Consider the following 22517-nt stretch of genomic DNA (forward strand, 5'->3'; position numbering starts at 1 on the left):
AATATCTCCTGCAAATCCCTAGCCATAGTCTCGACATTGGCATCCATCTGCTCAACTGTCCCCGTCCTATTACCAGCCTTAATCTCCCATTGGATTGTCTCTTTAGTAAAACAGAAAATGGCATCAAAAAAGTTCCAATAGCAGACAAAATTCTGCCATATTACAAGGCTTGGTATGAATCCTGCCCTGAATGTGAATATTTACTTCATACAGAAGATGGAAAACATTTTGAATACAGAAACTACTACGATAGCTATTTCAAGCCATTGATGGAACAGCTAGGTATTAATCGTACACCGCACTGTTGCAGACACACATGTATCTCAATGTTAGCAGAAGCTGGTATTAACCAGACGATTATCAAAAAGATTGTGGGGCACTCTGGTGCAATTACACTCACCGAAAAAGTGTATACCCACTTTGATATAAAGGAGCTTGTAGATGCGATTAATAGAATTTAAATTAAGAAAGGACATTCCCCAGTGTTTCTACTGAAAAATGTCCTATACATATCAATATCTTTGTTGCATACCTGCTGCATATGTGTTGCATTCGATGTAAATTCCAACACATCTGACAGCATTCCACAACTTCTGTAACCCTTGAAAAATGGGCTTTTCTTGATATCTTCGTTCTTGAAAAATTATCTCTTTGAGAACTGTGGAGCACGACGAGCGGCCTTGAGACCGTACTTCTTTCTCTCCTTCATTCTTGGATCTCTTGTAAGGTATCCAGCCTTCTTAAGGATTGGTCTGTACTCAGCATCAACCTCAAGGAGTGCTCTTGAAATACCATGTCTGATAGCTCCAGCCTGACCTGTGAAACCACCACCACATACGTTAACGAGTACATCGTACTTGCCCTCTGTGCCTGTAGCAACGAGTGGCTGCTTTACGATAACCTTGAGTGTATCAAGGCCAAAGTACTCATCCATATCCTTCTTGTTTATAACGATCTTACCAGTACCTGGAGTGATGTAAACTCTGGCGATACTGCTTTTTCTTCTTCCTGTTCCATAGAACTTTGTTGTCTTAGCCATCTGTTAATCTCCTCCTTCTTAGTACTTAATCTCTAATACTTCTGGCTTCTGTGCCTGATGCTTGTGATCTGCACCAGCGTATACGTGAAGCTTTGTGATCATCTCTCTGCCAAGTGGTCCCTTTGGAAGCATTCCCTTAACTGCAAGGTAGATAACATCCTCTGGCTTCTTAGCCATCTTCTCACGAAGAGTTGTCTCTTTCATACCACCTACATAATCTGAGTGGTTGTAGTATACCTTCTGATCTAACTTCTTACCAGTTACCTGGATCTTGTCAGCGTTTACTACTATTACATAATCACCTGTATCAATGTGTGGTGTAAATGTTGGCTTGTTCTTTCCTCTTAAAATGCTTGCAATCTCTGATGCAAGACGACCTAAAGTATGTCCTGTAGCGTCAACTACATACCACTTTCTCTCTATTGTTGATGGGCTTGCCATAAAGCTCTTCATCGTGGTACCTCCTAAATTATTCTTTTATAATCTTCTTTACTAATGTATATTCAGCACATTCCTTACCGGGGCATTGGTTCGAAACGCACTTATAAACTTCGCATACTTTGCAAGTATATTATAATTACATTTTGTTGTCAACTATTTTTTCCAACAAAAATATCCGGCAATACATGTGCACCGCCGGATACCATATTATCATTCATTCTTCTGTCTGTAAATACTATCTTTTATTTAGAAATCCACCTCTGTGTCATAGTAGCAGCACTTCAGCAGCTTCTCCATCTCCTCCTGGCTTGGCTGTCTTGGGTTGGAGCCTGTACATGCATCAAGTATCGCATTTGCAGCGATCTCAGGAAGTCTCTCAAGGAATACGTCCTCCGGAACAAAGCCCTGCTCACATGGATAGCTGTCCGGTCCATAATTCTTGATACAATGAGGAATGTTAAGCTCGTCATTCATCTTGCGCAGATACGCAATAAGAAGGTCTACCTTCTCGTCGAGTGTCTCTCCGCCAAGGCCCATGAAATCTGCTATCTCGCCGTAACGAATCTTTGCTGTCTCATCCTTTGCATTGAAAGCGATAACCTTCGGGAGATACATCGCATTTGCTGCTCCGTGGATGATATGTGCACCATAATCGGCAAATGCTGCTCCGGTCTTGTGTGCCATTGAATGTACGATTCCAAGCAGTGCATTTGAAAATGCCATGCCTGCAAGGCACTGCGCATTGTGCATTGCGTCACGCTTCTCCATGTCTCCGTTATATGATCCAACCAGATCATTCTGGATCATCTTGATGGCATGAAGTGCCAGTGGATCTGTGAAATCGCAGTTTGCTGTCGATACATAAGCCTCGATTGCATGTGTCATGGCATCCATACCGGTATGTGCAACCAGTTTCTGTGGCATGGTCTCTGCGAGCTCAGGATCAACGATCGCAACATCTGGTGTGATCTCGAAATCTGCAATAGGATACTTGATTCCCTTCTCGTAATCTGTGATGATCGAGAACGCTGTAACCTCTGTTGCAGTTCCCGATGTTGAAGAAATAGCACAGAAATGAGCTTTCTTTCTAAGTTCAGGGATTCCAAATACCTTACACATATCCTCAAATGTCGCATCAGGATACTCATACTTTATCCACATAGCCTTTGCTGCATCTATAGGTGAACCACCGCCGATGGCCACTATCCAGTCAGGCTCAAATTCAAGCATGGCTGCTGCGCCCTTCATAACTGTCTCAACCGAAGGATCTGGCTCAATTCCCTCAAATAACTTAACTTCCATTCCAGCTTCCTCAAGGTACTGAACCGCCCTGTCAAGGAATCCAAATCTCTTCATGGATCCGCCTCCGACACAGACCATAGCTCTCTTACCCTTGAATGTCTTGAGTGCCTCCAAAGCACCTTTTCCGTGATATAAATCTCTTGGTAACGTAAATCTTGCCATTGTTTGCCCTCCTAAAATCAAAATTAAAAAAACAATCATGTTATCTTCACTGAAACACCTTGAAATATTCCGAACACTTCGAAACAATTCCTGACATATCCGTCATGTAGCAGCATTTCAATGTAATTATAACATGATTGGCTCTTATTTTCATTATTTTTTGTGCATTTCAGACAATGTTTTTCATTTATTTTTCACTGTTTTGCTAGATGTTTTCCACTTTTCATTCTTATTTCTAGATTATTTCAAGTCCACTTTTCCAAGTTATAATATACAGAATATAACCACGCTGTTTTGTGAACTGCCAACACATTATCAGCAATTTTATCTTATCCCGGCAGATATTATACGTCTGCAACCGTTTACGTTTACAGATATTTTATCTCCACAAGAGTAAGCCCCTTTGCTTCGGCTTTCGGCCCTGCTTTCGTCCTATCCTTCGCCGCAAGTATTGACTCCATACAGTCCTCCGGCCAGATTCCAAGACCTATCTTCATCAAAGTTCCCACTATGATGCGGACCATATTGTACAGGAAACCATTGCCACTGATCCTTATATGTATCATGTCGCCCGCCTTGTCTATGGTTATATCTGTTATTGTACGGACTGTATTCTCCACCTGAGACCTTGATGAACAGAAGCTCTTGAAATCATGCTCCCCAACCAGCACCGCCGCAGCCCGCTTCATCTTATCTATATCAAGTGGATAATAGACGAATGTCGAGTAAAGACGCTCCGTCGGCATATCAAATCTTCTGTTTAATATCTTGTATTCATATGTCTTGATCGTGTCACAGTATCTCGGATGAAAATCGTCAGCCACCTGGCATGACTCCTGTATCCTTATGTCTTCCGGGAGCCGCTGATTAAGCGCAAATGAAAACTTCTCTCCAGGTATTCCTGATTCTGTATCGAACACCGCCACATTTCCCAGTGCATGTACACCGGAATCCGTTCTGCTGGCTCCTATAACCTTTATATCCTCATGACAAAGCTCGCTGAGTGTCTTATTCAGGACTTCCTCAACCGTTATTCCATTTATCTGAACCTGCCATCCACAATAATTTGTTCCATCGTAGGCTACGATCAATTTTACTCTCTTCATATTCATACTAGGGATGTATCTGACACATCCGTATCCTTTTCTATATTATCGATGTATCTGAATTACGCTCCAATTCTTAATCAAGCCCGATCGTCATTGACTCTGTAATGTTTAAAACAAATCTATATACAAACGACTTTTGATCCCGAAGTGCGCATGTATCCCGAAATAAGATTGCATGATTTCCTACATCACACATCTGTATACTATCATGCATCCCAGATACACCAACACTATAGCATAACTTACATAGTCTGTTCCACTGTATTTTAACGGATTCATGCGGCTCCTGCCTTCGCTGCCGTCAAAACATCTGGCATCCATGGCCTGGGCAAGATCTGTGGCCCTTCTTATCGCCGATACAAATAATGGTACAAATACAGGTACATAACTCTTTATCCTCTTGAATATATTGCCACTCTCGAAGTCCGCACCTCTGGAAAGCTGTGCCTTCATGATCTTATCCAGCTCCTCCATAAATATCGGGATAAATCGCAATGCGATCATAAGCATCATGGCCATATCAGACACCGGAACCTTTATTTTCTTCAAGAATCCCAGACTGCTCTCCAGTCCATTTGCCAGATTCATCGGTCTTGTAGTGTACGTCATGACAGATGAGCCTATTATGAGGTATACAAGACGTATAACCACAAGCACCGTAGTCATCACACTGTTATCTGTTATGCGAAGTCTGTGCCAGCTCCAAAGTACCCGTCCGTCCCCGTTGAACACGCTGAATATTGCTGTAAACAGAATAAACATCCATATGACCTTCAGTCCCCTGCAAATGTATGTTATCGGCACCCTGCTCACCGCCACATATATACAGAGGAATGCCGTTGCGGCAAGTATCATGATCCAGTCCTTGCAAAGAAACAGCGATATGGCATATAGAAATGTTATTGCAAGCTTTGTTCTCGGATCCATTCTATGTATCACAGAATTGCCACTGTAATATTGTCCTATTGTAATATCTCGTATCATAGTAAATCTCCTATTCCGGGCCCCCGGGAACATCTATACCGTACTGCTCAAGTAAGCTCCTGTCCTCAAAAAACTCACCTGTCCCTCCATCATACACTATCCTTCCATGCTCCATAAGAAGAATCCTCTCTGACATCTCATACACATCCTCCATGTCGTGGGATACCAGTATGATCGTCACATTTTTCTCTCTGTTGAGCTTTCTGACGAGATTCCATAACTGCTCTCGGCTCTCTCCGTCAAGTCCGCATGCAGGCTCATCGAGGATCAATACGTCTGGCTCATATGCCAGTATTCCCGCTATTGCCACCCTCTTTTTCAAACCACCAGACAATTCGAATGGAGAATACTCCGCATATTTCTCCGGTACTCCCACCAACTCAAGCGCCTTTCTGGCTGCATCCTCAGCCTCTCTCTTTGACATTCCAAAGTTTATCGGACCATACATTACATCCTTGAGCACCGTATTCTCAAACAACTGGGCCTCAGGGAACTGAAATACATACCCTATCCTCCTGCGGATATCCTTGATATTCCTTACACTCTGCACATCCGTATCATACAGATATACCTTGCCACTCTGTGGAACTATCAGCTTATTTATCATTTGAAGCAGTGTACTCTTTCCCGAGCCGGTCTGCCCTATTACAGCGACAACCTGTCCTTCATATATCTTGATGTTTATATCAGAAAGCGCCTGAAATGACTCATTTCCATTCACATACGAATATGATACATTCTGAAGCTCAACTATACATTTTTCTGAATTATCTGCAGTCTTCTCATCCTCAGCATGATTACTCTGCGCATTGTTCATATCGCTGCTTATATCCATATGCCTGTTCTTATATTTATAGCAGATATCGATCGGTATTCCGGCCCTACGCTTCATATCAACCGGTATCTCCAGTCCATAGCTCTTAAGCCGGTCAACATCTGTGAATACATCTCCAGGTGTACCCTCTGCCACGATCTTACTATTATCCAATATGTATACTTTATCCGCCATAAGTGCCTCAGCTATCCTGTGAGTCACCATTATTACGGTTATTTTCTTTTCTTTGTTCAATCTCTGCACAAGCTCCAGCATATCCTTTGCTCCCTGCGGGTCAAGCATGGATGTCGCCTCGTCTAGCACTATACAATCCGGAGTCATCGCCATGGACGATGCGATTGCAAGCCGCTGTTTCTGTCCACCGCTTATTCTTGACGTATTGGCATACTTATAGGCTGTGAGCCCTGTGAGCTCCAGCATCTCATCTATCTTCTTCCATATATCTTCGCTGGAGATGCCAAGATTCTCCAGCCCAAATCCTATATCCTCAGCGAGGGTGTTGCCGACTATCTGGTTATCGGGATTTTGAAACACCATTCCTACCTGTCGTCTGACGGATGTAAGCTCTCCCATCTCCGCCATGTCTTTTCCACCTATGACTATCGAACCCTCATGCGGTGCAAGCAGTCCATTCAAATGTCTTGCAAACGTAGACTTCCCTGAACCGTTTCTGCCAAGGATCGCGATTATCTCCCCCTTGTCGGCAAGAAAATCTACATCCTTTATTGCCCAGTTCTCCCCTATCTTATTGCCGTCTTTGTCCTTTATATTAAATTTATGAGATAGTCCTTTTACATTTATGAAGCTCATAATCTTTCCAATCTATATCAATGAAATCTCTCTATATTTCACTAAATTTTATTAAAAAACAGGGCCGCCGTACACGAACGTAAACTAATACGTCTATGTACTGCAGCCCTGTTTATTTATCTGTATAATATCAATCTATCAATCGATTATACTAACTCGAGAATAACCTCAAGAGCCTGATCACCCTTACGCTGACCGATCTTGATGATTCTTGTGTAACCACCCTTACGTCCTGCGTACTTTGTACCATACTCATCGAATAACTTCTGTGTTAAGTCGATCTTCTTAGTACCGGCCTTCTTACCAGCAGCATCTGTAGGAACTTCAACAACTGGATATAAAACCTTGAGCATCTCTCTTCTGGCATGAAGTCTTGAAGGCTGATCCTTCTTAACTGTCTTCTCAACTGTGTCGTATACTGTAACCTTCTTACCGTCTACAACTTCCTTGATTCTCTTGCCATCTTTATCCTTCTTAGCAACCTTAGCCTGAACTGTAACCTCATCGTAGTTGTCCTTCTCAGCAACTGCTAAAGTGATGAGCTTCTCTGCGATCTTAACAACTTCCTTAGCTCTTGCCTCTGTTGTCTTGATCTTTCCATGATACAGTAACTGAGTTACCTGGTTACGAAGTAATGCGTTTCTCTGTGCGCTTGCTTTTCCAAGCTTTCTATACTTTGCCATTTTAATTATCCTCCTATACCCTTTGCGGGTCTTCACTGTGCTTACTATTATTCAGCTTGAGTGGTATACGGGAACTGCTATTAGTCCTCGTTCTGATTAAGTGATAAGCCTAACTCCTTAAGCTTAGCTAATACTTCATCCAGTGACTTACGACCAAGGTTACGAACCTTCATCATATCCTCTGGTGTCTTGTTTATAAGTTCCTGAACTGTGTTGATGCCAGCTCTCTTCAAACAGTTGTATGAACGAACTGATAACTCGAGCTCATCGATATTCATCTCAAGAACCTTTTCCTTCTCGTCTGTTGTGCTCTCAACCATAACATCTACAAGACGTGCGTTCTCTGATAAATCTACGAACAGCTTCAAGTGCTCTACCAGAAGATTTGCAGCAAGACTTACTGCCTCATCTGGAGCAAGAGCTCCGTTTGTATATACATCAAGAGTTAACTTATCATAGTCAGTAACCTGACCAACACGTGTATTCTGAACTGTAAGGTTTACTCTTTCAACAGGGGTGAAGATTGAGTCAATAGCGATGACATCAATTGGTGCATCTGCTTCCTTGTTCTTGTCAAGGCTTACATATCCACGTCCGTTGACAATTGTAAGCTCCATCTCAAGCTTTGCGTCCGGACCACTAAGGTTTGCGATTACAAGATCAGGATTTACGATCTCTATATCTCCGTCAACCTTGATATCTCCTGCCTTAACAACGCGCTCACCAACAACATCGATGTATGCCTGCTTTGGCTCAAATGTATCTGAGTTATTCTTGATAACGACATTCTTGATGTTCATTATTATCTCAGTAACATCCTCTTTTACACCTGGTATTGAGCTGAACTCGTGTAAAACACCCTTTATCTTAACGTGGCTTACAGCGGTACCTGGTAATGAAGAAAGCATTATTCTTCTAAGTGAGTTACCAAGTGTTATACCGTAACCTCTCTCTAAAGGCTCGATTACAAACTTGCCATATTTGTTGTCATCTGAAGTCTCAACGATCTCGATTTTTGGTTTTTCAAACTCAAACATCTAAGCCCCTCCTTTACGGGTTTTAAAATGCTACACTCCAAGTTACAAAATGTATAAATAAAGAACAAATCTTACTTAGAATATAACTCGACGATGAGAGTCTCATTTACAGGAACATCGATCTGCTCTCTGCTTGGCTTCTCTACAACTTCACCTGCGAGGTTATCTCTGTCTGCTGTTAACCAACCTGGTACGAGAACACCCTCTGTTGCAGCCATGATATCCTTGTATCTCTGAAGAGACTTGCTCTTCTCTCTGATCTCGATCTTATCGCCTGGCTTAACTGAGTATGAAGGGATGTTTACACACTTGCCATTTACAAGTACGTGCTTGTGATCTACGATCTGTCTAGCCTCTCTTCTTGTTCTTGCAAAGCCTAATCTGAAGATGATGTTGTCAAGTCTAAGCTCAAGTAATGTCATGAGGTTAGGACCTGTTAATCCCTTCTGCTGCTCAGCCTTTGCATAAAGGTTACGGAAAGGCTTCTCAAGTACACCATAAATGAACTTAGCCTTCTGCTTCTCGCGGAGCTGAAGTCCATACTCGCTCTGCTTTCTATTTGATCTGTTTGGTCTTCTGTTTGACTTCTTGTCTATTCCGAGATACATTGGCTCCATGCCTAAAGATCTGCATCTCTTAAGAACTGGGGTTCTATCTACTGCCATCTTGTTTGTACCTCCTCTAATTAAACTCTTCTCCTCTTTGGTGGACGACATCCGTTATGTGGAACCGGAGTAACATCCTTGATACTAACTACATCTATACCACATGCTGAGAGTGCACGAATTGCAGCCTCTCTTCCTGAACCTGGTCCCTTGACAAATACGTCGATTGTCTTGAGTCCGTAAGGTGCAGCAGCCTTTGCGGCTGTCTCTGCAGCCATCTGAGCAGCATATGGAGTTGACTTCTTAGAACCCTTAAATCCTAATCCACCAGCGCTTGCCCATGAAAGCGCATTGCCTTCAGCGTCTGTTAATGTAACAATTGTATTATTGAAAGATGACTGAATATGAGCCTGTCCGTGCTGTACGCTCTTTCTGACACGCTTCTTAGCCACTTTTTTAGTTGCCTGCTTAGCCATTAGCCTAAACCTCCTATGGTTTTTTACAAATATATTCTATAAATATTACTTCTTCTTATTAGCAACAGTCTTCTTAGGACCCTTACGAGTTCTAGCGTTAGTCTTAGTCTTCTGTCCACGAACAGGAAGTCCCTGTCTATGACGCTTACCACGATAGCAAGCAATCTCCTGTAAACGCTTAATATTGAAGCCTATCTCTCTACGTAAATCTCCCTCTACTACCTGAGTTGCCTTGATAACCTCGCTGAGTCTTCTAACCTCATCGTCAGTCAGATCTGCGCAACGTGTATCAGGATTAACGTTTGCTTCCTTAAGAATACGCTGTGATGAAGGAAGTCCGATACCATAGATATAAGTAAGACCAATTTCAACACGTTTCTCTCTTGGTAAATCAACACCTGAAATACGAGCCATTATAATAACCTCCGTAAAATCTTCTTTTAAGCTGAATCCACAAATGTATCCCATAGCACACGCTATGGGGTGAAATGCATACACCGCAAACTTCAACTAAGTTGTATATTTCTATAATTGTATTGGCATATCTACGTATGCCACAGCCGCTTTTAAATAATACAGTACATTAGATATATGTACTGACGCACGAAAATAAGTATACTTCCGGATGGGCTATCATCCATATACTTCTTTTCCTTTTTTGATTAACCCTGACGCTGCTTGTGCTTTGGATTCTCGCAGATAACTCTAACGATTCCCTTTCTCTTGATAACTTTGCACTTATCGCAGATAGGTTTTACTGATGCTCTAACCTTCATTAGAAACTCTCCTTTCAAAAAAAGTCCGCTACGAATTAGCATTCTATCATTTTCATTGATAAAATGCAATAGGGAAATTCATTTTTTTATTATTTATCTCTCCAAACGATTCTTCCCTTGGTAAGATCGTATGGTGATAACTCTATTGTAACTTTGTCGCCAGGAAGAATCTTTATATAATTCATTCTCAGCTTTCCACTTATATGAGCAAGAACCTTGTGTCCATTCTCAAGTTCTACCTGAAACATGGCATTTGGAAGTTTCTCAACTACTGTTCCTTCTACTTCAATTACATCTGCTTTTGACATTTTCAAAAATCCTCCTATATATATAAATCAACTTATGAGTTCTCCATGATATAATGAATATGTCATCGTGCTTACGAACGACGACATATGATATCACATCTACAGCTCAATTCCATCGGCCCTTGAAAGTATCTCAGGCTCTCCATCTGTTATAAGTATTGTATTCTCATAATGTGCCGCCAGTGATTTGTCTGCGGTGACGACCGTCCATCCATCCGGCATCCACTTCACTTCGTAATCGCCAAGTGTGATCATTGGTTCTATCGCTATCGTCATTCCTGCTTTCAGCTTCGGTCCTCTTCTTCTTGTTGCGAAGTTTGGGACCTCCGGCTCTTCATGAAGATTTTTTCCAACTCCATGTCCCACCAGATCGACAACAACTCCAAGTCCACACTCATCGGCATAGGACTCGACCGCTATTCCTATATCCCGCACATGATTTCCCGCACGGGCCGCTGACAGTCCTTCAAAGAAGCTTTGCTTCGTTGCCTCTATGAGATACTTTGCCATATCAGATATCTCGCCAACTCCATATGTTCTGGCTGAGTCTGAATGGTAACCCTTATAGATAACACCGGCATCAAGACTTACTATATCTCCATCCTGAAGCACTCTGTTCTTTGATGGAATTCCGTGTACCACCTCATCATTTACAGATACACACACCGACGCCGGATATCCCTGATAGTTCAGAAATGATGGTTCACAGTGATAACTTCTGATAACCTCTTCACCGAGCTTATCTATATCATATGTGGTCATTCCCGGCTTCAATGCTTTTCTCATCTCCTCATGAGTTATCGCCAGAATTCTTCCAGCCTCTCTCATAAGCTCAATCTCTTCCTGGGATTTTATGGAAATACCCTTCATATTTACTCACCTAATATATCAGTGATAGCAGCGAATACATCCTTCATATCTACGGTTCCGTCAACCTCTTTCAGGATGCCCTTTGCCTTGTAGTAATCGATGAGAGGCTGTGTCTGCTCATGATATACATTAAGTCTCTTCTCTACTGTCTCTGGCTTATCATCGTCTCTAAGGATGAGATCAGCTCCACATGCATCACACTTGCCCTCAACTTTTGTTGGGTTGTATACGATATGGTATGTTGCTCCACAACCTACACATGCACGTCTGCCTGACATTCTCTCGATGATATTCTCATCAGGTACCTCAACATTGATAGCGTAATCAACTGAATCGCCGATTGCTGAGAGTGCCTTGTCAAGTGCCTCTGCCTGTGGGATAGTTCTTGGGAATCCGTCAAGGATATATCCCTTTGCACAGTCATCAGCCTTGAATCTATCTATTACCAAGTCGACAACGAGCTCATCTGGTACAAGAAGTCCCTTATCCATGTACTCCTTTGCCTTTGCACCAAGCTCTGTGCCGTTCTTTATGTTCGCTCTGAATATATCTCCTGTTGAGATATGTGGTACGCCGTACTTTGCAGCGATCATCTTTGCCTGTGTTCCCTTGCCTGCGCCCGGTGCGCCTAACATGATTATCTTCATATATTCAACCTCCATTTTTTGAACGTTTCCCATTCTTATCAAATACTATTCTCTCTATAATACACGAATAGGAAGTGTACTATACGGCACACTCCCATTCGTGTTTATTGCCACGTCATATTTTAGTCTAAAAGGAATCCCTGATAGTTCCTTACCAGCATACGTGACTCAATATTCTTAATTGTCTCTATAACAACACCTACAACGATGATAAGTGATGTTCCTCCAAATGAAACATTTGCTCCAAAGAAACCACTGAAGAACATTGGTATACATGCTACTATGATAAGTCCTACAGCACCTATAAATATGATGTAGTTTAAAATCTTATTAAGGTAATCCTGTGTTGACTGTCCAGGTCTTATACCAGGGACAAAACCGCCACTCTTCTTCATATTGTTGGCAATCTCCATTGGATTGAATGTGATCGCTGTGTAGAAATATGCGAAGAAGAACACAAGTAAAATATATACGATCAAACCGATCGATGCCCAAGGATAAGATCTGTTAAACCAGTAGCCCTGACTCATACCCTGGATTATCTTTGCTCCTACACCAGATGTCTTGATGTTGAACAGATTCACTACGATCTGTGGAACAGACAGTATGGATGATGCAAAGATGACCGGAATAACACCTGCAGTATTGACCTTAAGTGGAATATGAGAGGACTGTCCGCCCATCGTCTTTCTTCCTCTTACTGTCTTGGCATACTGTACAGGAATTCTTCTCTCTGCGCCCTGAAGTGCACATACAAATACTACTGTAATAACTACAACTGCAAGGATAATGAGTCCTACAAGTGTAAATCTTACAAAGTCTCTGCCCTTCATGAACTGTGTGTATAAATTCTTGAAGTCATTTGGCATTGTTGAAACGATGTTTATCAGAAGGATTACTGATATACCATTTCCAACACCCTTCTCTGTTGCTCTCTCGCCAAGCCACATTACTATAGCACTTCCTGCCGTAAGAATGACTACGATGCAAAGAACTGTCCAGAAGTTATAATTCTCAATGACTCCCTTGTTTCCAAATCCTACTACAAGACCAGCACTCTCAAGAATAGCAAGACCTACTGTCATATATCTTGTGATAGCGGTGATCTTCTTTCTACCATCTTCTCCGTCTTTCTGCAGTTCTTCCAAAGCCGGTATAGCAATGGTGAGAAGCTGTATGATGATGGAAGCTGTAATGTAAGGTGTTACCGACAATGCAAAAATCGACATCTGCTCGAACGATCCTCCGGTGAATGAACTGAAGATGTTCAGTGAATCACCGAGTGCATTCTGCATGTACTCTCTTATTGCATCCGCACTTATTCCCGGAACGGTAATCAGACTACCAAGTCTGACTACCACGAGAATGAAGAACGTATATAAAAGTCTTCTTCGTATATCCTGTACCTTAAATGCATTGATTAAGGTTTTGAACATATTACATCACCTCTGCTTTTCCGCCAAGAGCTTCAATTTTCTCAGCTGCTGACTTTGAAAAAGCATTAGCCTTAACATTGAGCTTTTTAGTTAACTCTCCATTTCCAAGAATCTTAACTCCATCACGAGGATTCTTAATGATACCTGCCTCTACTAATGTCTCAACAGTTACGTCTGAGCCATCCTCGAATCTCTCAAGAGCTGATACATTGATTGCAACGATCTCTTTGTGATTGATGCAATTAAAGCCTCTCTTAGGAAGACGTCTATATAATGGCATCTGTCCACCTTCGAAACCTGGTCTAGGTGATCCAGAACGTGCCTTCTGACCCTTATGTCCCTTACCTGCAGTCTTGCCATTTCCTGAACCATGTCCACGGCCTACACGGAAATTAGCACTGTGCTTTGAGCCTTCAGCCGGCTTTAATGTAGATAAATCCATGATCTGCGTATCCTCCTTCTCTTATACTTCCTCAACCTTTACCATATAACTTACCTGCTTAACCATTCCAAGTGTTGCAGCGTTATTTGGGAGCTCTACTGACTTATTAACCTTCTTAAGTCCAAGAGCCTCTACTGTCTTTCTATGCTTTGGTACAGCACCGATAGGGGACTTTACCAAAGTTACCTTTAACTTATCTGCCATCTTCTAATACCTCCTTAGTTAAGTATCTCATCAACAGATTTTCCACGAAGTCTTGCGATATCCTCTGGGTTCTTGATCTCTGTAAGGCCCTTGATTGTTGCAAGAACTACGTTCTGCTTGTTGTTTGATCCTAAGGACTTTGTACGGATGTTCTTATATCCTGCAAGCTCAAGTACGCTACGAGCAGGACCACCAGCGATGATACCAGTACCTTCTGGAGCTGTCTTCAGAAGAACTGAAGCACTGCCGAACTGTCCATTCCAGTCGTAAGGGATACTACCAACTTCATTTACAGGAACTGTAACTAAATGCTTTGCAGCATCCTCCTTACCCTTACGGATAGCTTCTGGAGTCTCAACTGCCTTGCCAACACCAACGCCAACGTGGCCATTTCTATCACCAACAACTACGAGAGCTGCAACTCTAGAATTACGTCCACCCTTAACAACCTTTGTTACACGCTTGATGGCAACAACTTTATCTTCTAACTCTAACTTACTTGCATCAATTATTTCACGCTTCATACGTTGTTCTTCCTCCTTACTAGAATTCCAGACCAGCTTCTCTCGCTGCATCTGCTAATGCCTGAACCTTACCGTGGTATACGAAACCGCCTCTATCATAGATAACAGTCTTGATACCCTTCTCAAGTGCTCTCTCAGCAATAACCTTACCAACGTAAGCTGCTGCATCAACATCATTTGTCTTCTCAAGCTCATCCTTAATAGCCTTCTCTGTTGTAGATGCTGCTACTAATGTCTTACCAACTGAATCATCAATAATCTGAGCGTACATATGATTATTACTTCTGAATACAGCTAAACGTGGTCTCTCTGTTGTTCCAGCTAAACGATTACGAACACGCATATGCTTCTTTACACGAATTGCGCTTCTTGATTCTTTATTAATCATCTTATCTCACTCCTTTATTATTTCTTACCAGTCTTACCAACTTTACGTCTGATAGTCTCATCCACATACTTGATACCCTTGCCCTTGTATGGCTCTGGTGCTCTCTTCTCTCTGATCTCAGCAGCGTACTGGCCAACCTTTTCCTTGCTGATTCCGCTTACTATGATCTTGTTTCCATCAACTGATGTTTCGATACCATCTGGATCAACCATCTCAACTGGGTGTGAATAACCAAGAGCAAGAACAAGCTTATTACCCTGCTTCTGAGCTCTGTAACCTACACCGTTAACCTCAAGCTCCTTCTTGTAACCCTCTGTAACACCTACTACCATGTTGTGGATAAGTGTTCTTGTGAGTCCGTGAAGTGATTTCATCTTCTTTAAGTCGTTAGGTCTTGATACTGTGATTGTATCGCCGTCTAACTTTATATCCATTTCCGCAGGGAGAACTCTCTCAAGAGTTCCCTTTGGTCCTTTAACAGTCACTTTATTATTTTCTGCTATATCTACAGTTACGCCTGCAGGTACAGCGATAGGCATTCTTCCGATACGTGACATTTTGCCGTCCTCCTTTTACCAAATAAACGCAAGTACTTCTCCACCTACGTTCTGTTTTCTAGCTTCCTTATCTGTTAATACACCCTTGTTTGTGGAGATAATAGCAGTTCCAAGTCCACCAAGTACTCTTGGAAGCTCATCCTTGCTTGCGTATACTCGAAGACCAGGCTTTGAAATTCTCTTAAGACCTGTGATAATCTTCTCGTTCTTATCTGCACCATACTTCAATGTGATCTTGATTGTCTCGAACTTACCGTCCTCAACGATATCTACAGCCTTAACATATCCTTCTGATAAAAGTATGTCGGCAATAGCTTTCTTCATCTTTGAAGCAGGGATTTCTACTGTATCATGCTTTGCTGTATTAGCATTACGAATTCTTGTAAGCATATCTGCAATTGGATCGCTCATTGACATAATAAATTTCCTCCTTCTTACTCTTACCAGCTTGATTTCTTAACGCCAGGAATCTGTCCCTTATATGCTAACTCACGGAAGCAGATTCTACAAATTCCGTACTTCTTTAAAACTGAGTGTGGACGTCCACAAATGCTGCAACGTGTGTACTCTCTTGTTGAGAACTTCTGCTTGCGCTGCTGCTTAACTTTCATTGATGTTTTAGCCATTTCTCGAATCTCCTCCTTTATTATTTGCTATAAGGCATGCCGAACAGTGTAAGTAACTCACGAGCTTCCTCGTCAGTCTGTGCTGTTGTTACGCAAATTATATCCATACCTCTAACCTTATCTACCTTATCGTACTCGATCTCAGGGAAGATAAGCTGCTCCTTAATACCGAATGCGTAGTTACCTCTTCCATCAAATCCGTTTGGATTGATACCTCTGAAGTCACGTACACGTGGGAGTGCAAGATTTACAAGACGATCAAGGAACTCATACATCTTCTCGCCACGAAGAGTTACCTTACATCCGATAGGCATTCCCTCTCTCAGCTTGAAGTTAGCTACTGACTTCTTTGCTCTTGTTACAACTGCCTTCTGACCTGTGATTGTCTCAAGATCCTTGATAGCAGCGTCGAGAACCTTAGCGTTCTCTCTAGCTTCACCAACGCCCATATTGATAACGATCTTATCGAGCTTTGGTATCTGCATTACATTCTTATATCCAAATTTCTCAACCATGGCGCTCTTAATTTCAGCGTCATACTTTTCTTTAAGTCTACTCACCTAAGACGACCTCCTTCCAATTAATCTATCTTCTCTGTCTTGCCATCAACTTTGGCTACACGAACCTTATCCTTACCAGTTCCTTCAAAACCAACTCTAACTGGCTTGCCCTTGTAAAGATACATTACATTAGAGATGTCAAGTGGGGCTTCCATCTCGATGATTCCGCCCTGCTGGTTAGCCATGCTTGGCTTGCTATGCTTAAATACTTTGTTGATTCCTTCAACTACTACGGTACCATTCTTCTTATCTACTGAAACGACCTTTCCGCTCTTGCCCTTGTCCTTACCAGCGATAACCTGTACCATATCATCTTTCTTAATCTTCATTGTTGCCATAGTCACACCTCCTTATAATACTTCAGGTGCAAGTGATACGATCTTCATGAATTTCTTATCACGGAGCTCTCTTGCAACTGGTCCAAAGATACGTGTACCTCTTGGATTCATATCGTCTTTTATAATTACAGCAGCGTTCTCGTCAAACTTGATGTATGAACCATCCTTACGACGAGCGCCATGCTTTGTTCTAACTACAACGGCCTTAACTACATCGCCCTTCTTTACAACTCCGCCTGGTGTTGCATCCTTAACAGAGGCAACGATGATATCGCCGATATTCGCATATCTTCTAACTGATCCGCCTAACACTCTGATACAAAGTAACTCTTTTGCACCTGTGTTATCAGCAACTTTAAGTCTTGTTTCCTGCTGAACCATTTAATTTGCCTCCTTACTTTGCCTTCTCGATGATCTCAACAAGTCTCCATCTCTTATCCTTTGATAATGGTCTTGTCTCCATAACCTTTACTCTATCGCCAATCTTGCACTCGTTATTCTCGTCATGAGCCTTCAGCTTTACTGTTCTCTTTACAATCTTACCATAAAGAGGATGCTTAACATTATCTACGATAGAAACAACGATTGTCTTATCCATCTTGTCACTTGTAACTATACCAACACGTGTTTTTCTCAGATTTCTTTCCACAATAATTTCTCCTTCCAAGATAATTAAGCATTAGCCTTCTGGGCTATAACTGTCTGTATTCTTGCTATATTCTTTCTAACGTCCTTGATTCTGCTTGTGTTGTCAAGCTGATTTGTAGCATTCTGGAATCTCAGGTTGAATAATTCCTTCTTTGCAGCTACTAAATCTTTCTGGAGATCGTCAACGGACTTGCTATTTAATTCGTTCATAAAATCCTTAGTTTTCACTGCCTGCTACCTCCTCTAACTCTTCCTTTGATGCGATCTTACACTTAAGTGGAAGCTTGTGCATAGCGAGTCTGAGAGCCTCTTTAGCTACCTCCTCAGGTACGCCCTGAACCTCAAACATAACTCTGCCTGGCTTAACTACTGCTACCCAATACTCAAGTGCTCCCTTTCCAGAACCCATTCGAGTCTCAGCTGGCTTTGCTGTAACTGGCTTGTCAGGGAAAATCTTGATAAATACCTTACCACTACGCTTCATATATCTTGTCATTGCAATTCTGGCTGCCTCGATCTGGTTTGACTTGATCCAAGCTGGCTCTAATGCTACGAGACCATACTCACCGTTTGTAATCTTATTGCCTCTAAGTGCCTTACCAGCCATTGTTCCTCTGAACTGCTTACGACGCTTTACTCTCTTTGGCATTAACATTATTTATTTCCCCCTTCCTTTACTGTCTTTGTTGGAAGTACTTCACCATGGTAGATCCATGTCTTTACGCCAACCTTACCATATGTTGTATCTGCTTCAGCAAATCCGTAATCGATATCAGCACGGAGTGTCTGAAGAGGAATTGTTCCCTCGCTGTAGAACTCTGTTCTAGCCATATCAGCACCGCCAAGACGACCTGAACATGCACACTTGATACCCTGTGCGCCTGACTTCATTGTTCTACCCATGCAAGACTTCATAGCCTTTCTGAATGCGATACGATTCTCAAGCTGTGCTGCGATGTTCTCTGCAACGAGCTGAGCGTCAGCATCCGGCTTCTTGATCTCCTTAACGTCGATAAAGAGCTTCTTATCTGTTAACTTCTGAGCGTCAGCCTTGATCTTCTCGATTCCGGCTCCACCCTTTCCGATTACTACTCCAGGCTTAGCTGTGTATAATACGATCTTTACATTCTTTGCTGATCTCTCGATCTCGATCTTTGAGATGTTTGACTTGTAAAGAGTTGTCTTTAAGTATTTTCTAAGGATCTGATCTTCTGCTAAGTTCTTAGCAAACTCGTCATTTCTCTTGTCAGCATACCAGTTTGAATCCCAATCTTTGATAATGCCGACTCTTAAACCATGAGGATTAACTTTCTGTCCCATATTTTACCTCCTATTTCTCGTCAAGCACGATTGTGATGTGGCTTGTTCTCTTCTCGATTCTATATGCTCTACCCTGTGCTCTTGGATGAACTCTCTTCATTGTAGGTCCCTTGTTAGCGTAACACTCTGCTACGTAAAGGTCCTCCTTCTTCATGCCATTGTTGTTCTCAGCGTTAGCAATAGCAGACTTCAAAAGCTTCTCTATAACGCTTGAGCCATATCTTGGGTTGTATTCTACGATAGCAAGTGCTGTCTGAACATCCTTACCTCTGATAGCATCAAGCACAAAACATGCCTTGGTTACTGATACTCTTGCGTATGAAACCTTAGCTGATGGTCTTGTATCTTTGTTCTCATTTCTGAGTCTCTTGTCATGGGATCTATGTCCTTTAGCCATTTTGAAAAGTCCTCCTTTCAAATATTCCTAATATTATCTTCTACCCTTCTTTTCGTCCTTACCATGACCTCTGTATGTTCTGGTAACTACGAACTCACCGAGCTTATGTCCTACCATATCTTCTGTTACATATACTGGTACGTGCTTTCTTCCATCATGAACGGCAAATGTGTGGCCAACGAATGATGGGAAGATTGTTGAACGTCTTGACCAGGTCTTTATAACTTCTGTCTTATTAGCAGCGTTTAAAGCATCTACCTTCTTAAGCAGATGTGCATCTGCGAATGGTCCTTTTTTTAATGAACGAGCCATATTTCTTCCTCCTTAACTATTTAACATTCTTACCGTCTCTACGTCTTACGATCAACTTATTAGACTGCTTGTTCTTCTTTCTTGTCTTGAGACCCATTGCTGGCTTGCCCCATGGAGTAGAAGGACCTGGACGACCGATAGGTGCTCTACCTTCTCCACCACCATGTGGATGGTCATTAGGGTTCATGACAGAACCACGAACTGTTGGTCTAACGCCCATATGACGCTTACGACCGGCTTTACCAATGTTAACAAGGCCATGCTCGATGTTTCCTACCTGTCCAACTGTTGCTCTACAGATAATCGGAACCATTCTCATCTCGCCTGATGGAAGTCTAAGTGTTGCATACTTTCCTTCCTTAGCCATGAGCTGTGCAGCGTTTCCTGCTGAACGAACTAACTGTCCGCCCTTACCTGGATAAAGCTCGATGTTGTGTACCTGAGTACCAACTGGAATATTCTGAAGTGGAAGACAGTTACCAACCTTGATCTCTGCCTCTGCGCCATTCATCAGCACATCGCCAACTGCAAGCTTGAAAGGAGCAAGGATGTATCTCTTCTCTCCATCTGCATAGAACAGAAGTGCAATATTTGCTGATCTGTTTGGATCATACTCGATTGCAGCTACTGTTGCTGGAATACCATCTTTGTCATTTCTCTTGAAATCTATTATTCTATACTTTCTCTTAGCACCACCACCGTGATGTCTTACTGTTATCTTACCCTGATTGTTACGACCGGCTGTCTTGCTTGTTGAAACAACGAGTGACTTCTCTGGAGTTGTCTTTGTGATCTCTGAAAAATCAAGGCCAGTCATATTTCTTCTGGAAGGTGTATATGGGTTATATGTCTTAATTCCCATTGTTGTTCTCCTTTCGGTTCAATTTATTCTCACGCTTTGATTGCGTATACAACTAATGTAATGAGCGGCTATACTGTGCAGCCACCCACAGCTATATCTTAAAGTCCCTCGAAGATCTCGATGTCCTTGCTGTCAGCTGTAAGCTGAACGATAGCCTTCTTGTACTTTGCTGTGTTACCAAGTGTCATACCACGTCTCTTGACCTTACCGTCATTGTTCATTGTGTTGACCTTTGCAACCTTTGTTCCCTCGAACATCTTCTCTACAGCTTCCTTAACCTGTGACTTGTTTGCTTCTGGATGAACAAGGAATGTATATTTCTTCTCAGCCATAGCGTTCATGCTCTTCTCTGTGATCACTGGCTTAAGTATAACGTCATAATATTTGATATCTGCCATTATGCGTACACCTCCTCAATTGCTGCAACTGCTTCCTTAGTAAGAACAAGCTTCTCATACTTGAGAATATCGTATACGCTAAGTGAATTAGCTACTGTTGTCTTAACTGTTGGAATGTTGTTTGCTGAAAGAACAACGTTATTGTTCTTATCCTTTGTTACTACAAGAGCCTTAGGAGCTGAAAGCTTTGCAAGGATCTTTGCAAATACGCTTGTCTTAGCCTCCTGAAGATCAAGCTTGTCAACTACTACCAGCTTGTTCTCAGCAACCTTTGATGAAAGTGCTGACTTCATAGCAAGCTGCTTCTCTTTCTTATTCATCTTAACTGAATAATCTCTTGGCTTTGGTGCGAATACAACTCCGCCGCCTGTCCACTGTGGAGATCTTGTTGAACCCTGTCTAGCATGACCAGTTCCCTTCTGTCTCCAAGGCTTTCTTCCACCACCAGAAACTTCTGAACGTGTCTTAGCGCTCTGTGTTCCCTGACGGTTGTTGGCTAACTGACCAACTACAGCCTTATGCATTATATGCTCATTTATTTCTACACCGAAAACTGCATCATTGAGCTCTAATGTCTCAACTTCTTTGCCTTCAATGTCATAAACCTTAACTGATGCCATTGTTGTCTCTCCTTTCCAAAGCCCTACTTACCAGACTTTACTGTATCTTTAATCATAACCAATGACTTCTTTGGTCCTGGAACAGCGCCCTTAACCAAGATTACATTGTTCTCAACATCTATTTTAACTACCTCAAGGTTCTGGATTGTAACTCTTACGCTACCCATATGTCCAGGCATCTTCTTGCCCTTGAATACTCTACCTGGAGTAGTTGCAGAACCGTTTGAACCTGCATGTCTGTGATACTTTGAACCATGTCCTGAAGGACCTGACTTAAGGCCGTGTCTCTTAAGACCGCCTGCGTATCCCTTACCCTTTGACTTAGCAGTAACATCAATCTTGTCGCCAGCAGCAAATACGTCTGCCTTGATCTCTGCGCCAAGCTCGTACTCAGCAGTGTTCTCAAGTCTGAACTCTCTATAGAAAGCCTTTGGAGTTGTTCCTGCCTTCTTAGCATGACCAACCTCTGCCTTACCAGCACCATGTGGATTTCTGATAACTTTCTTTCCTGATACGTCCTTTGTTGTTACTCTTTCCTTCTTCTCGCCGAATCCTACCTGAATTGCATCGTAACCGTCATTCTCAACTGTTTTGATCTGGGTTACAACACATGAACCAGCCTGCAATACTGTAACTGGTGTTAATACACCGTTCTCGTCGAAAATCTGTGTCATTCCGACTTTTGTAGCTAATATAGCCTTCTTCATTTCTGTTTCCTCCTAATTTAATTCACAGCGGATTGCATCTGCAATCATACTAAATTACATCCGAAAATGCATTAGGTACTGTTATTTAATTGTT

At 42.1% G+C, this 22517-nt stretch carries 37 protein-coding genes; 1 reads left to right on the forward strand and 36 read right to left on the reverse strand.

Features of this window, described 5'->3' with window-relative positions:
- Window positions 1-89 precede the first annotated feature (89 nt).
- Entirely contained in the window at window positions 90-461 is a 372-nt protein-coding gene (locus ABUA31_RS12260) for a tyrosine-type recombinase/integrase (RefSeq protein WP_238051517.1), read from the forward strand.
- Window positions 462-643: 182 nt separating this feature from the next.
- Here ABUA31_RS12260 and rpsI read toward each other — a convergent pair whose 3' ends face one another.
- From rpsI to rplC, 36 genes are all read right to left on the reverse strand, one after another.
- The gene (gene rpsI, locus ABUA31_RS12265; protein ID WP_004850181.1) at window positions 644-1039 is read right to left on the reverse strand and encodes a 30S ribosomal protein S9; all 396 of its coding nucleotides are present in this window, start codon (window positions 1037-1039) and stop codon (window positions 644-646) included.
- Window positions 1040-1057: 18 nt separating this feature from the next.
- Entirely contained in the window at window positions 1058-1492 is a 435-nt protein-coding gene (gene rplM, locus ABUA31_RS12270) for a 50S ribosomal protein L13 (protein ID WP_117550692.1), read from the reverse strand.
- 234 nt (window positions 1493-1726) lie between these two features.
- On the reverse strand, window positions 1727-2944 hold the full coding sequence (locus tag ABUA31_RS12275) for an iron-containing alcohol dehydrogenase (protein WP_238051519.1): 1218 nt from the start codon (window positions 2942-2944) through the stop codon (window positions 1727-1729).
- Between the two features lie 368 nt (window positions 2945-3312).
- Window positions 3313-4050, reverse strand: a complete 738-nt coding sequence (truA, locus tag ABUA31_RS12280) for a tRNA pseudouridine(38-40) synthase TruA (RefSeq protein ID WP_055146746.1) — start codon at window positions 4048-4050, stop codon at window positions 3313-3315.
- A 186-nt stretch (window positions 4051-4236) separates the two neighbouring features.
- Window positions 4237-5037, reverse strand: coding sequence for an energy-coupling factor transporter transmembrane component T family protein (locus tag ABUA31_RS12285; RefSeq protein WP_015533803.1), 801 nt, complete (start codon window positions 5035-5037; stop codon window positions 4237-4239).
- 10 nt (window positions 5038-5047) lie between these two features.
- The gene (locus tag ABUA31_RS12290; protein WP_349093394.1) at window positions 5048-6682 is read right to left on the reverse strand and encodes an ABC transporter ATP-binding protein; all 1635 of its coding nucleotides are present in this window, start codon (window positions 6680-6682) and stop codon (window positions 5048-5050) included.
- A 146-nt stretch (window positions 6683-6828) separates the two neighbouring features.
- Complete coding sequence (locus ABUA31_RS12295; RefSeq protein ID WP_015533801.1) at window positions 6829-7365, reverse strand: bL17 family ribosomal protein; 537 nt, start codon at window positions 7363-7365, stop codon at window positions 6829-6831.
- Between the two features lie 80 nt (window positions 7366-7445).
- On the reverse strand, window positions 7446-8402 hold the full coding sequence (locus tag ABUA31_RS12300) for a DNA-directed RNA polymerase subunit alpha (protein WP_015533800.1): 957 nt from the start codon (window positions 8400-8402) through the stop codon (window positions 7446-7448).
- A 71-nt stretch (window positions 8403-8473) separates the two neighbouring features.
- The gene (gene rpsD, locus ABUA31_RS12305) at window positions 8474-9067 is read right to left on the reverse strand and encodes a 30S ribosomal protein S4 (RefSeq protein WP_015533799.1); all 594 of its coding nucleotides are present in this window, start codon (window positions 9065-9067) and stop codon (window positions 8474-8476) included.
- A gap of 20 nt (window positions 9068-9087) precedes the next feature.
- Complete coding sequence (rpsK, locus tag ABUA31_RS12310) at window positions 9088-9483, reverse strand: 30S ribosomal protein S11 (RefSeq protein WP_004850165.1); 396 nt, start codon at window positions 9481-9483, stop codon at window positions 9088-9090.
- A 45-nt stretch (window positions 9484-9528) separates the two neighbouring features.
- A complete protein-coding gene (gene rpsM / locus ABUA31_RS12315; RefSeq protein ID WP_015533798.1) occupies window positions 9529-9897 on the reverse strand; it encodes a 30S ribosomal protein S13 in 369 nt (122 codons plus the stop codon).
- A gap of 248 nt (window positions 9898-10145) precedes the next feature.
- The gene (gene rpmJ, locus ABUA31_RS12320) at window positions 10146-10259 is read right to left on the reverse strand and encodes a 50S ribosomal protein L36 (protein WP_015533797.1); all 114 of its coding nucleotides are present in this window, start codon (window positions 10257-10259) and stop codon (window positions 10146-10148) included.
- Between the two features lie 89 nt (window positions 10260-10348).
- Complete coding sequence (gene infA / locus ABUA31_RS12325) at window positions 10349-10567, reverse strand: translation initiation factor IF-1 (protein WP_004850160.1); 219 nt, start codon at window positions 10565-10567, stop codon at window positions 10349-10351.
- Between the two features lie 99 nt (window positions 10568-10666).
- Window positions 10667-11437: a type I methionyl aminopeptidase gene (gene map / locus ABUA31_RS12330; protein WP_015533796.1), complete on the reverse strand. Its 771-nt coding sequence runs from the start codon at window positions 11435-11437 to the stop codon at window positions 10667-10669.
- A gap of 2 nt (window positions 11438-11439) precedes the next feature.
- Entirely contained in the window at window positions 11440-12084 is a 645-nt protein-coding gene (locus ABUA31_RS12335) for an adenylate kinase (RefSeq protein ID WP_022216653.1), read from the reverse strand.
- 122 nt (window positions 12085-12206) lie between these two features.
- Window positions 12207-13520 (reverse strand): preprotein translocase subunit SecY, encoded by a 1314-nt coding sequence (gene secY / locus ABUA31_RS12340; RefSeq protein ID WP_022216652.1) that lies wholly within the window; start codon window positions 13518-13520, stop codon window positions 12207-12209.
- A 1-nt stretch (window position 13521) separates the two neighbouring features.
- Window positions 13522-13962 (reverse strand): 50S ribosomal protein L15, encoded by a 441-nt coding sequence (rplO, locus tag ABUA31_RS12345; RefSeq protein WP_004850150.1) that lies wholly within the window; start codon window positions 13960-13962, stop codon window positions 13522-13524.
- A 21-nt stretch (window positions 13963-13983) separates the two neighbouring features.
- The gene (gene rpmD / locus ABUA31_RS12350) at window positions 13984-14166 is read right to left on the reverse strand and encodes a 50S ribosomal protein L30 (RefSeq protein WP_004850147.1); all 183 of its coding nucleotides are present in this window, start codon (window positions 14164-14166) and stop codon (window positions 13984-13986) included.
- 14 nt (window positions 14167-14180) lie between these two features.
- Window positions 14181-14690 (reverse strand): 30S ribosomal protein S5, encoded by a 510-nt coding sequence (rpsE, locus tag ABUA31_RS12355; protein WP_015533792.1) that lies wholly within the window; start codon window positions 14688-14690, stop codon window positions 14181-14183.
- Window positions 14691-14709: 19 nt separating this feature from the next.
- Window positions 14710-15078: a 50S ribosomal protein L18 gene (gene rplR / locus ABUA31_RS12360; RefSeq protein ID WP_022216651.1), complete on the reverse strand. Its 369-nt coding sequence runs from the start codon at window positions 15076-15078 to the stop codon at window positions 14710-14712.
- A 17-nt stretch (window positions 15079-15095) separates the two neighbouring features.
- Entirely contained in the window at window positions 15096-15635 is a 540-nt protein-coding gene (gene rplF / locus ABUA31_RS12365; RefSeq protein WP_022216650.1) for a 50S ribosomal protein L6, read from the reverse strand.
- 15 nt (window positions 15636-15650) lie between these two features.
- Window positions 15651-16052, reverse strand: a complete 402-nt coding sequence (gene rpsH, locus ABUA31_RS12370) for a 30S ribosomal protein S8 (RefSeq protein ID WP_022216649.1) — start codon at window positions 16050-16052, stop codon at window positions 15651-15653.
- A gap of 23 nt (window positions 16053-16075) precedes the next feature.
- Window positions 16076-16261 (reverse strand): type Z 30S ribosomal protein S14, encoded by a 186-nt coding sequence (locus tag ABUA31_RS12375; RefSeq protein ID WP_004850137.1) that lies wholly within the window; start codon window positions 16259-16261, stop codon window positions 16076-16078.
- A gap of 20 nt (window positions 16262-16281) precedes the next feature.
- Entirely contained in the window at window positions 16282-16821 is a 540-nt protein-coding gene (rplE, locus tag ABUA31_RS12380; RefSeq protein ID WP_004850134.1) for a 50S ribosomal protein L5, read from the reverse strand.
- A gap of 20 nt (window positions 16822-16841) precedes the next feature.
- Window positions 16842-17159: a 50S ribosomal protein L24 gene (gene rplX / locus ABUA31_RS12385; protein WP_004850132.1), complete on the reverse strand. Its 318-nt coding sequence runs from the start codon at window positions 17157-17159 to the stop codon at window positions 16842-16844.
- A gap of 12 nt (window positions 17160-17171) precedes the next feature.
- Window positions 17172-17540 carry a 50S ribosomal protein L14 gene (gene rplN / locus ABUA31_RS12390; protein WP_022216648.1) on the reverse strand — a complete coding sequence of 123 codons (369 nt, stop codon included), beginning with the start codon at window positions 17538-17540 and terminating at the stop codon, window positions 17172-17174.
- A 13-nt stretch (window positions 17541-17553) separates the two neighbouring features.
- The gene (rpsQ, locus tag ABUA31_RS12395) at window positions 17554-17808 is read right to left on the reverse strand and encodes a 30S ribosomal protein S17 (protein WP_022058713.1); all 255 of its coding nucleotides are present in this window, start codon (window positions 17806-17808) and stop codon (window positions 17554-17556) included.
- A 23-nt stretch (window positions 17809-17831) separates the two neighbouring features.
- Window positions 17832-18035, reverse strand: a complete 204-nt coding sequence (rpmC, locus tag ABUA31_RS12400; protein ID WP_004850126.1) for a 50S ribosomal protein L29 — start codon at window positions 18033-18035, stop codon at window positions 17832-17834.
- Window positions 18025-18462 (reverse strand): 50S ribosomal protein L16, encoded by a 438-nt coding sequence (gene rplP / locus ABUA31_RS12405; RefSeq protein WP_022216647.1) that lies wholly within the window; start codon window positions 18460-18462, stop codon window positions 18025-18027. The genes rpmC and rplP overlap by 11 nt, the downstream gene beginning before the upstream one ends.
- A complete protein-coding gene (rpsC, locus tag ABUA31_RS12410; RefSeq protein WP_022216646.1) occupies window positions 18462-19127 on the reverse strand; it encodes a 30S ribosomal protein S3 in 666 nt (221 codons plus the stop codon). The genes rplP and rpsC overlap by 1 nt, the downstream gene beginning before the upstream one ends.
- Window positions 19128-19137: 10 nt before the next feature.
- Window positions 19138-19524 carry a 50S ribosomal protein L22 gene (rplV, locus tag ABUA31_RS12415; protein ID WP_004850120.1) on the reverse strand — a complete coding sequence of 129 codons (387 nt, stop codon included), beginning with the start codon at window positions 19522-19524 and terminating at the stop codon, window positions 19138-19140.
- Window positions 19525-19557: 33 nt separating this feature from the next.
- Complete coding sequence (gene rpsS / locus ABUA31_RS12420; RefSeq protein ID WP_022216645.1) at window positions 19558-19836, reverse strand: 30S ribosomal protein S19; 279 nt, start codon at window positions 19834-19836, stop codon at window positions 19558-19560.
- A 16-nt stretch (window positions 19837-19852) separates the two neighbouring features.
- Window positions 19853-20698, reverse strand: coding sequence for a 50S ribosomal protein L2 (rplB, locus tag ABUA31_RS12425; protein WP_022216644.1), 846 nt, complete (start codon window positions 20696-20698; stop codon window positions 19853-19855).
- A 98-nt stretch (window positions 20699-20796) separates the two neighbouring features.
- Window positions 20797-21096, reverse strand: a complete 300-nt coding sequence (gene rplW / locus ABUA31_RS12430) for a 50S ribosomal protein L23 (protein ID WP_004850114.1) — start codon at window positions 21094-21096, stop codon at window positions 20797-20799.
- Complete coding sequence (gene rplD / locus ABUA31_RS12435) at window positions 21096-21716, reverse strand: 50S ribosomal protein L4 (protein ID WP_015533790.1); 621 nt, start codon at window positions 21714-21716, stop codon at window positions 21096-21098. The genes rplW and rplD overlap by 1 nt, the downstream gene beginning before the upstream one ends.
- Window positions 21717-21739: 23 nt before the next feature.
- Window positions 21740-22423 carry a 50S ribosomal protein L3 gene (gene rplC / locus ABUA31_RS12440; RefSeq protein WP_349818935.1) on the reverse strand — a complete coding sequence of 228 codons (684 nt, stop codon included), beginning with the start codon at window positions 22421-22423 and terminating at the stop codon, window positions 21740-21742.
- Window positions 22424-22517: the final 94 nt, after the last annotated feature.

Source organism: Coprococcus sp. RTP31081st1_H1_RTP31081_211007 (assembly GCF_040227275.1).
In the GTDB taxonomy this organism is placed as follows: Bacteria; Bacillota; Clostridia; order Lachnospirales; family Lachnospiraceae; genus Coprococcus; species Coprococcus aceti.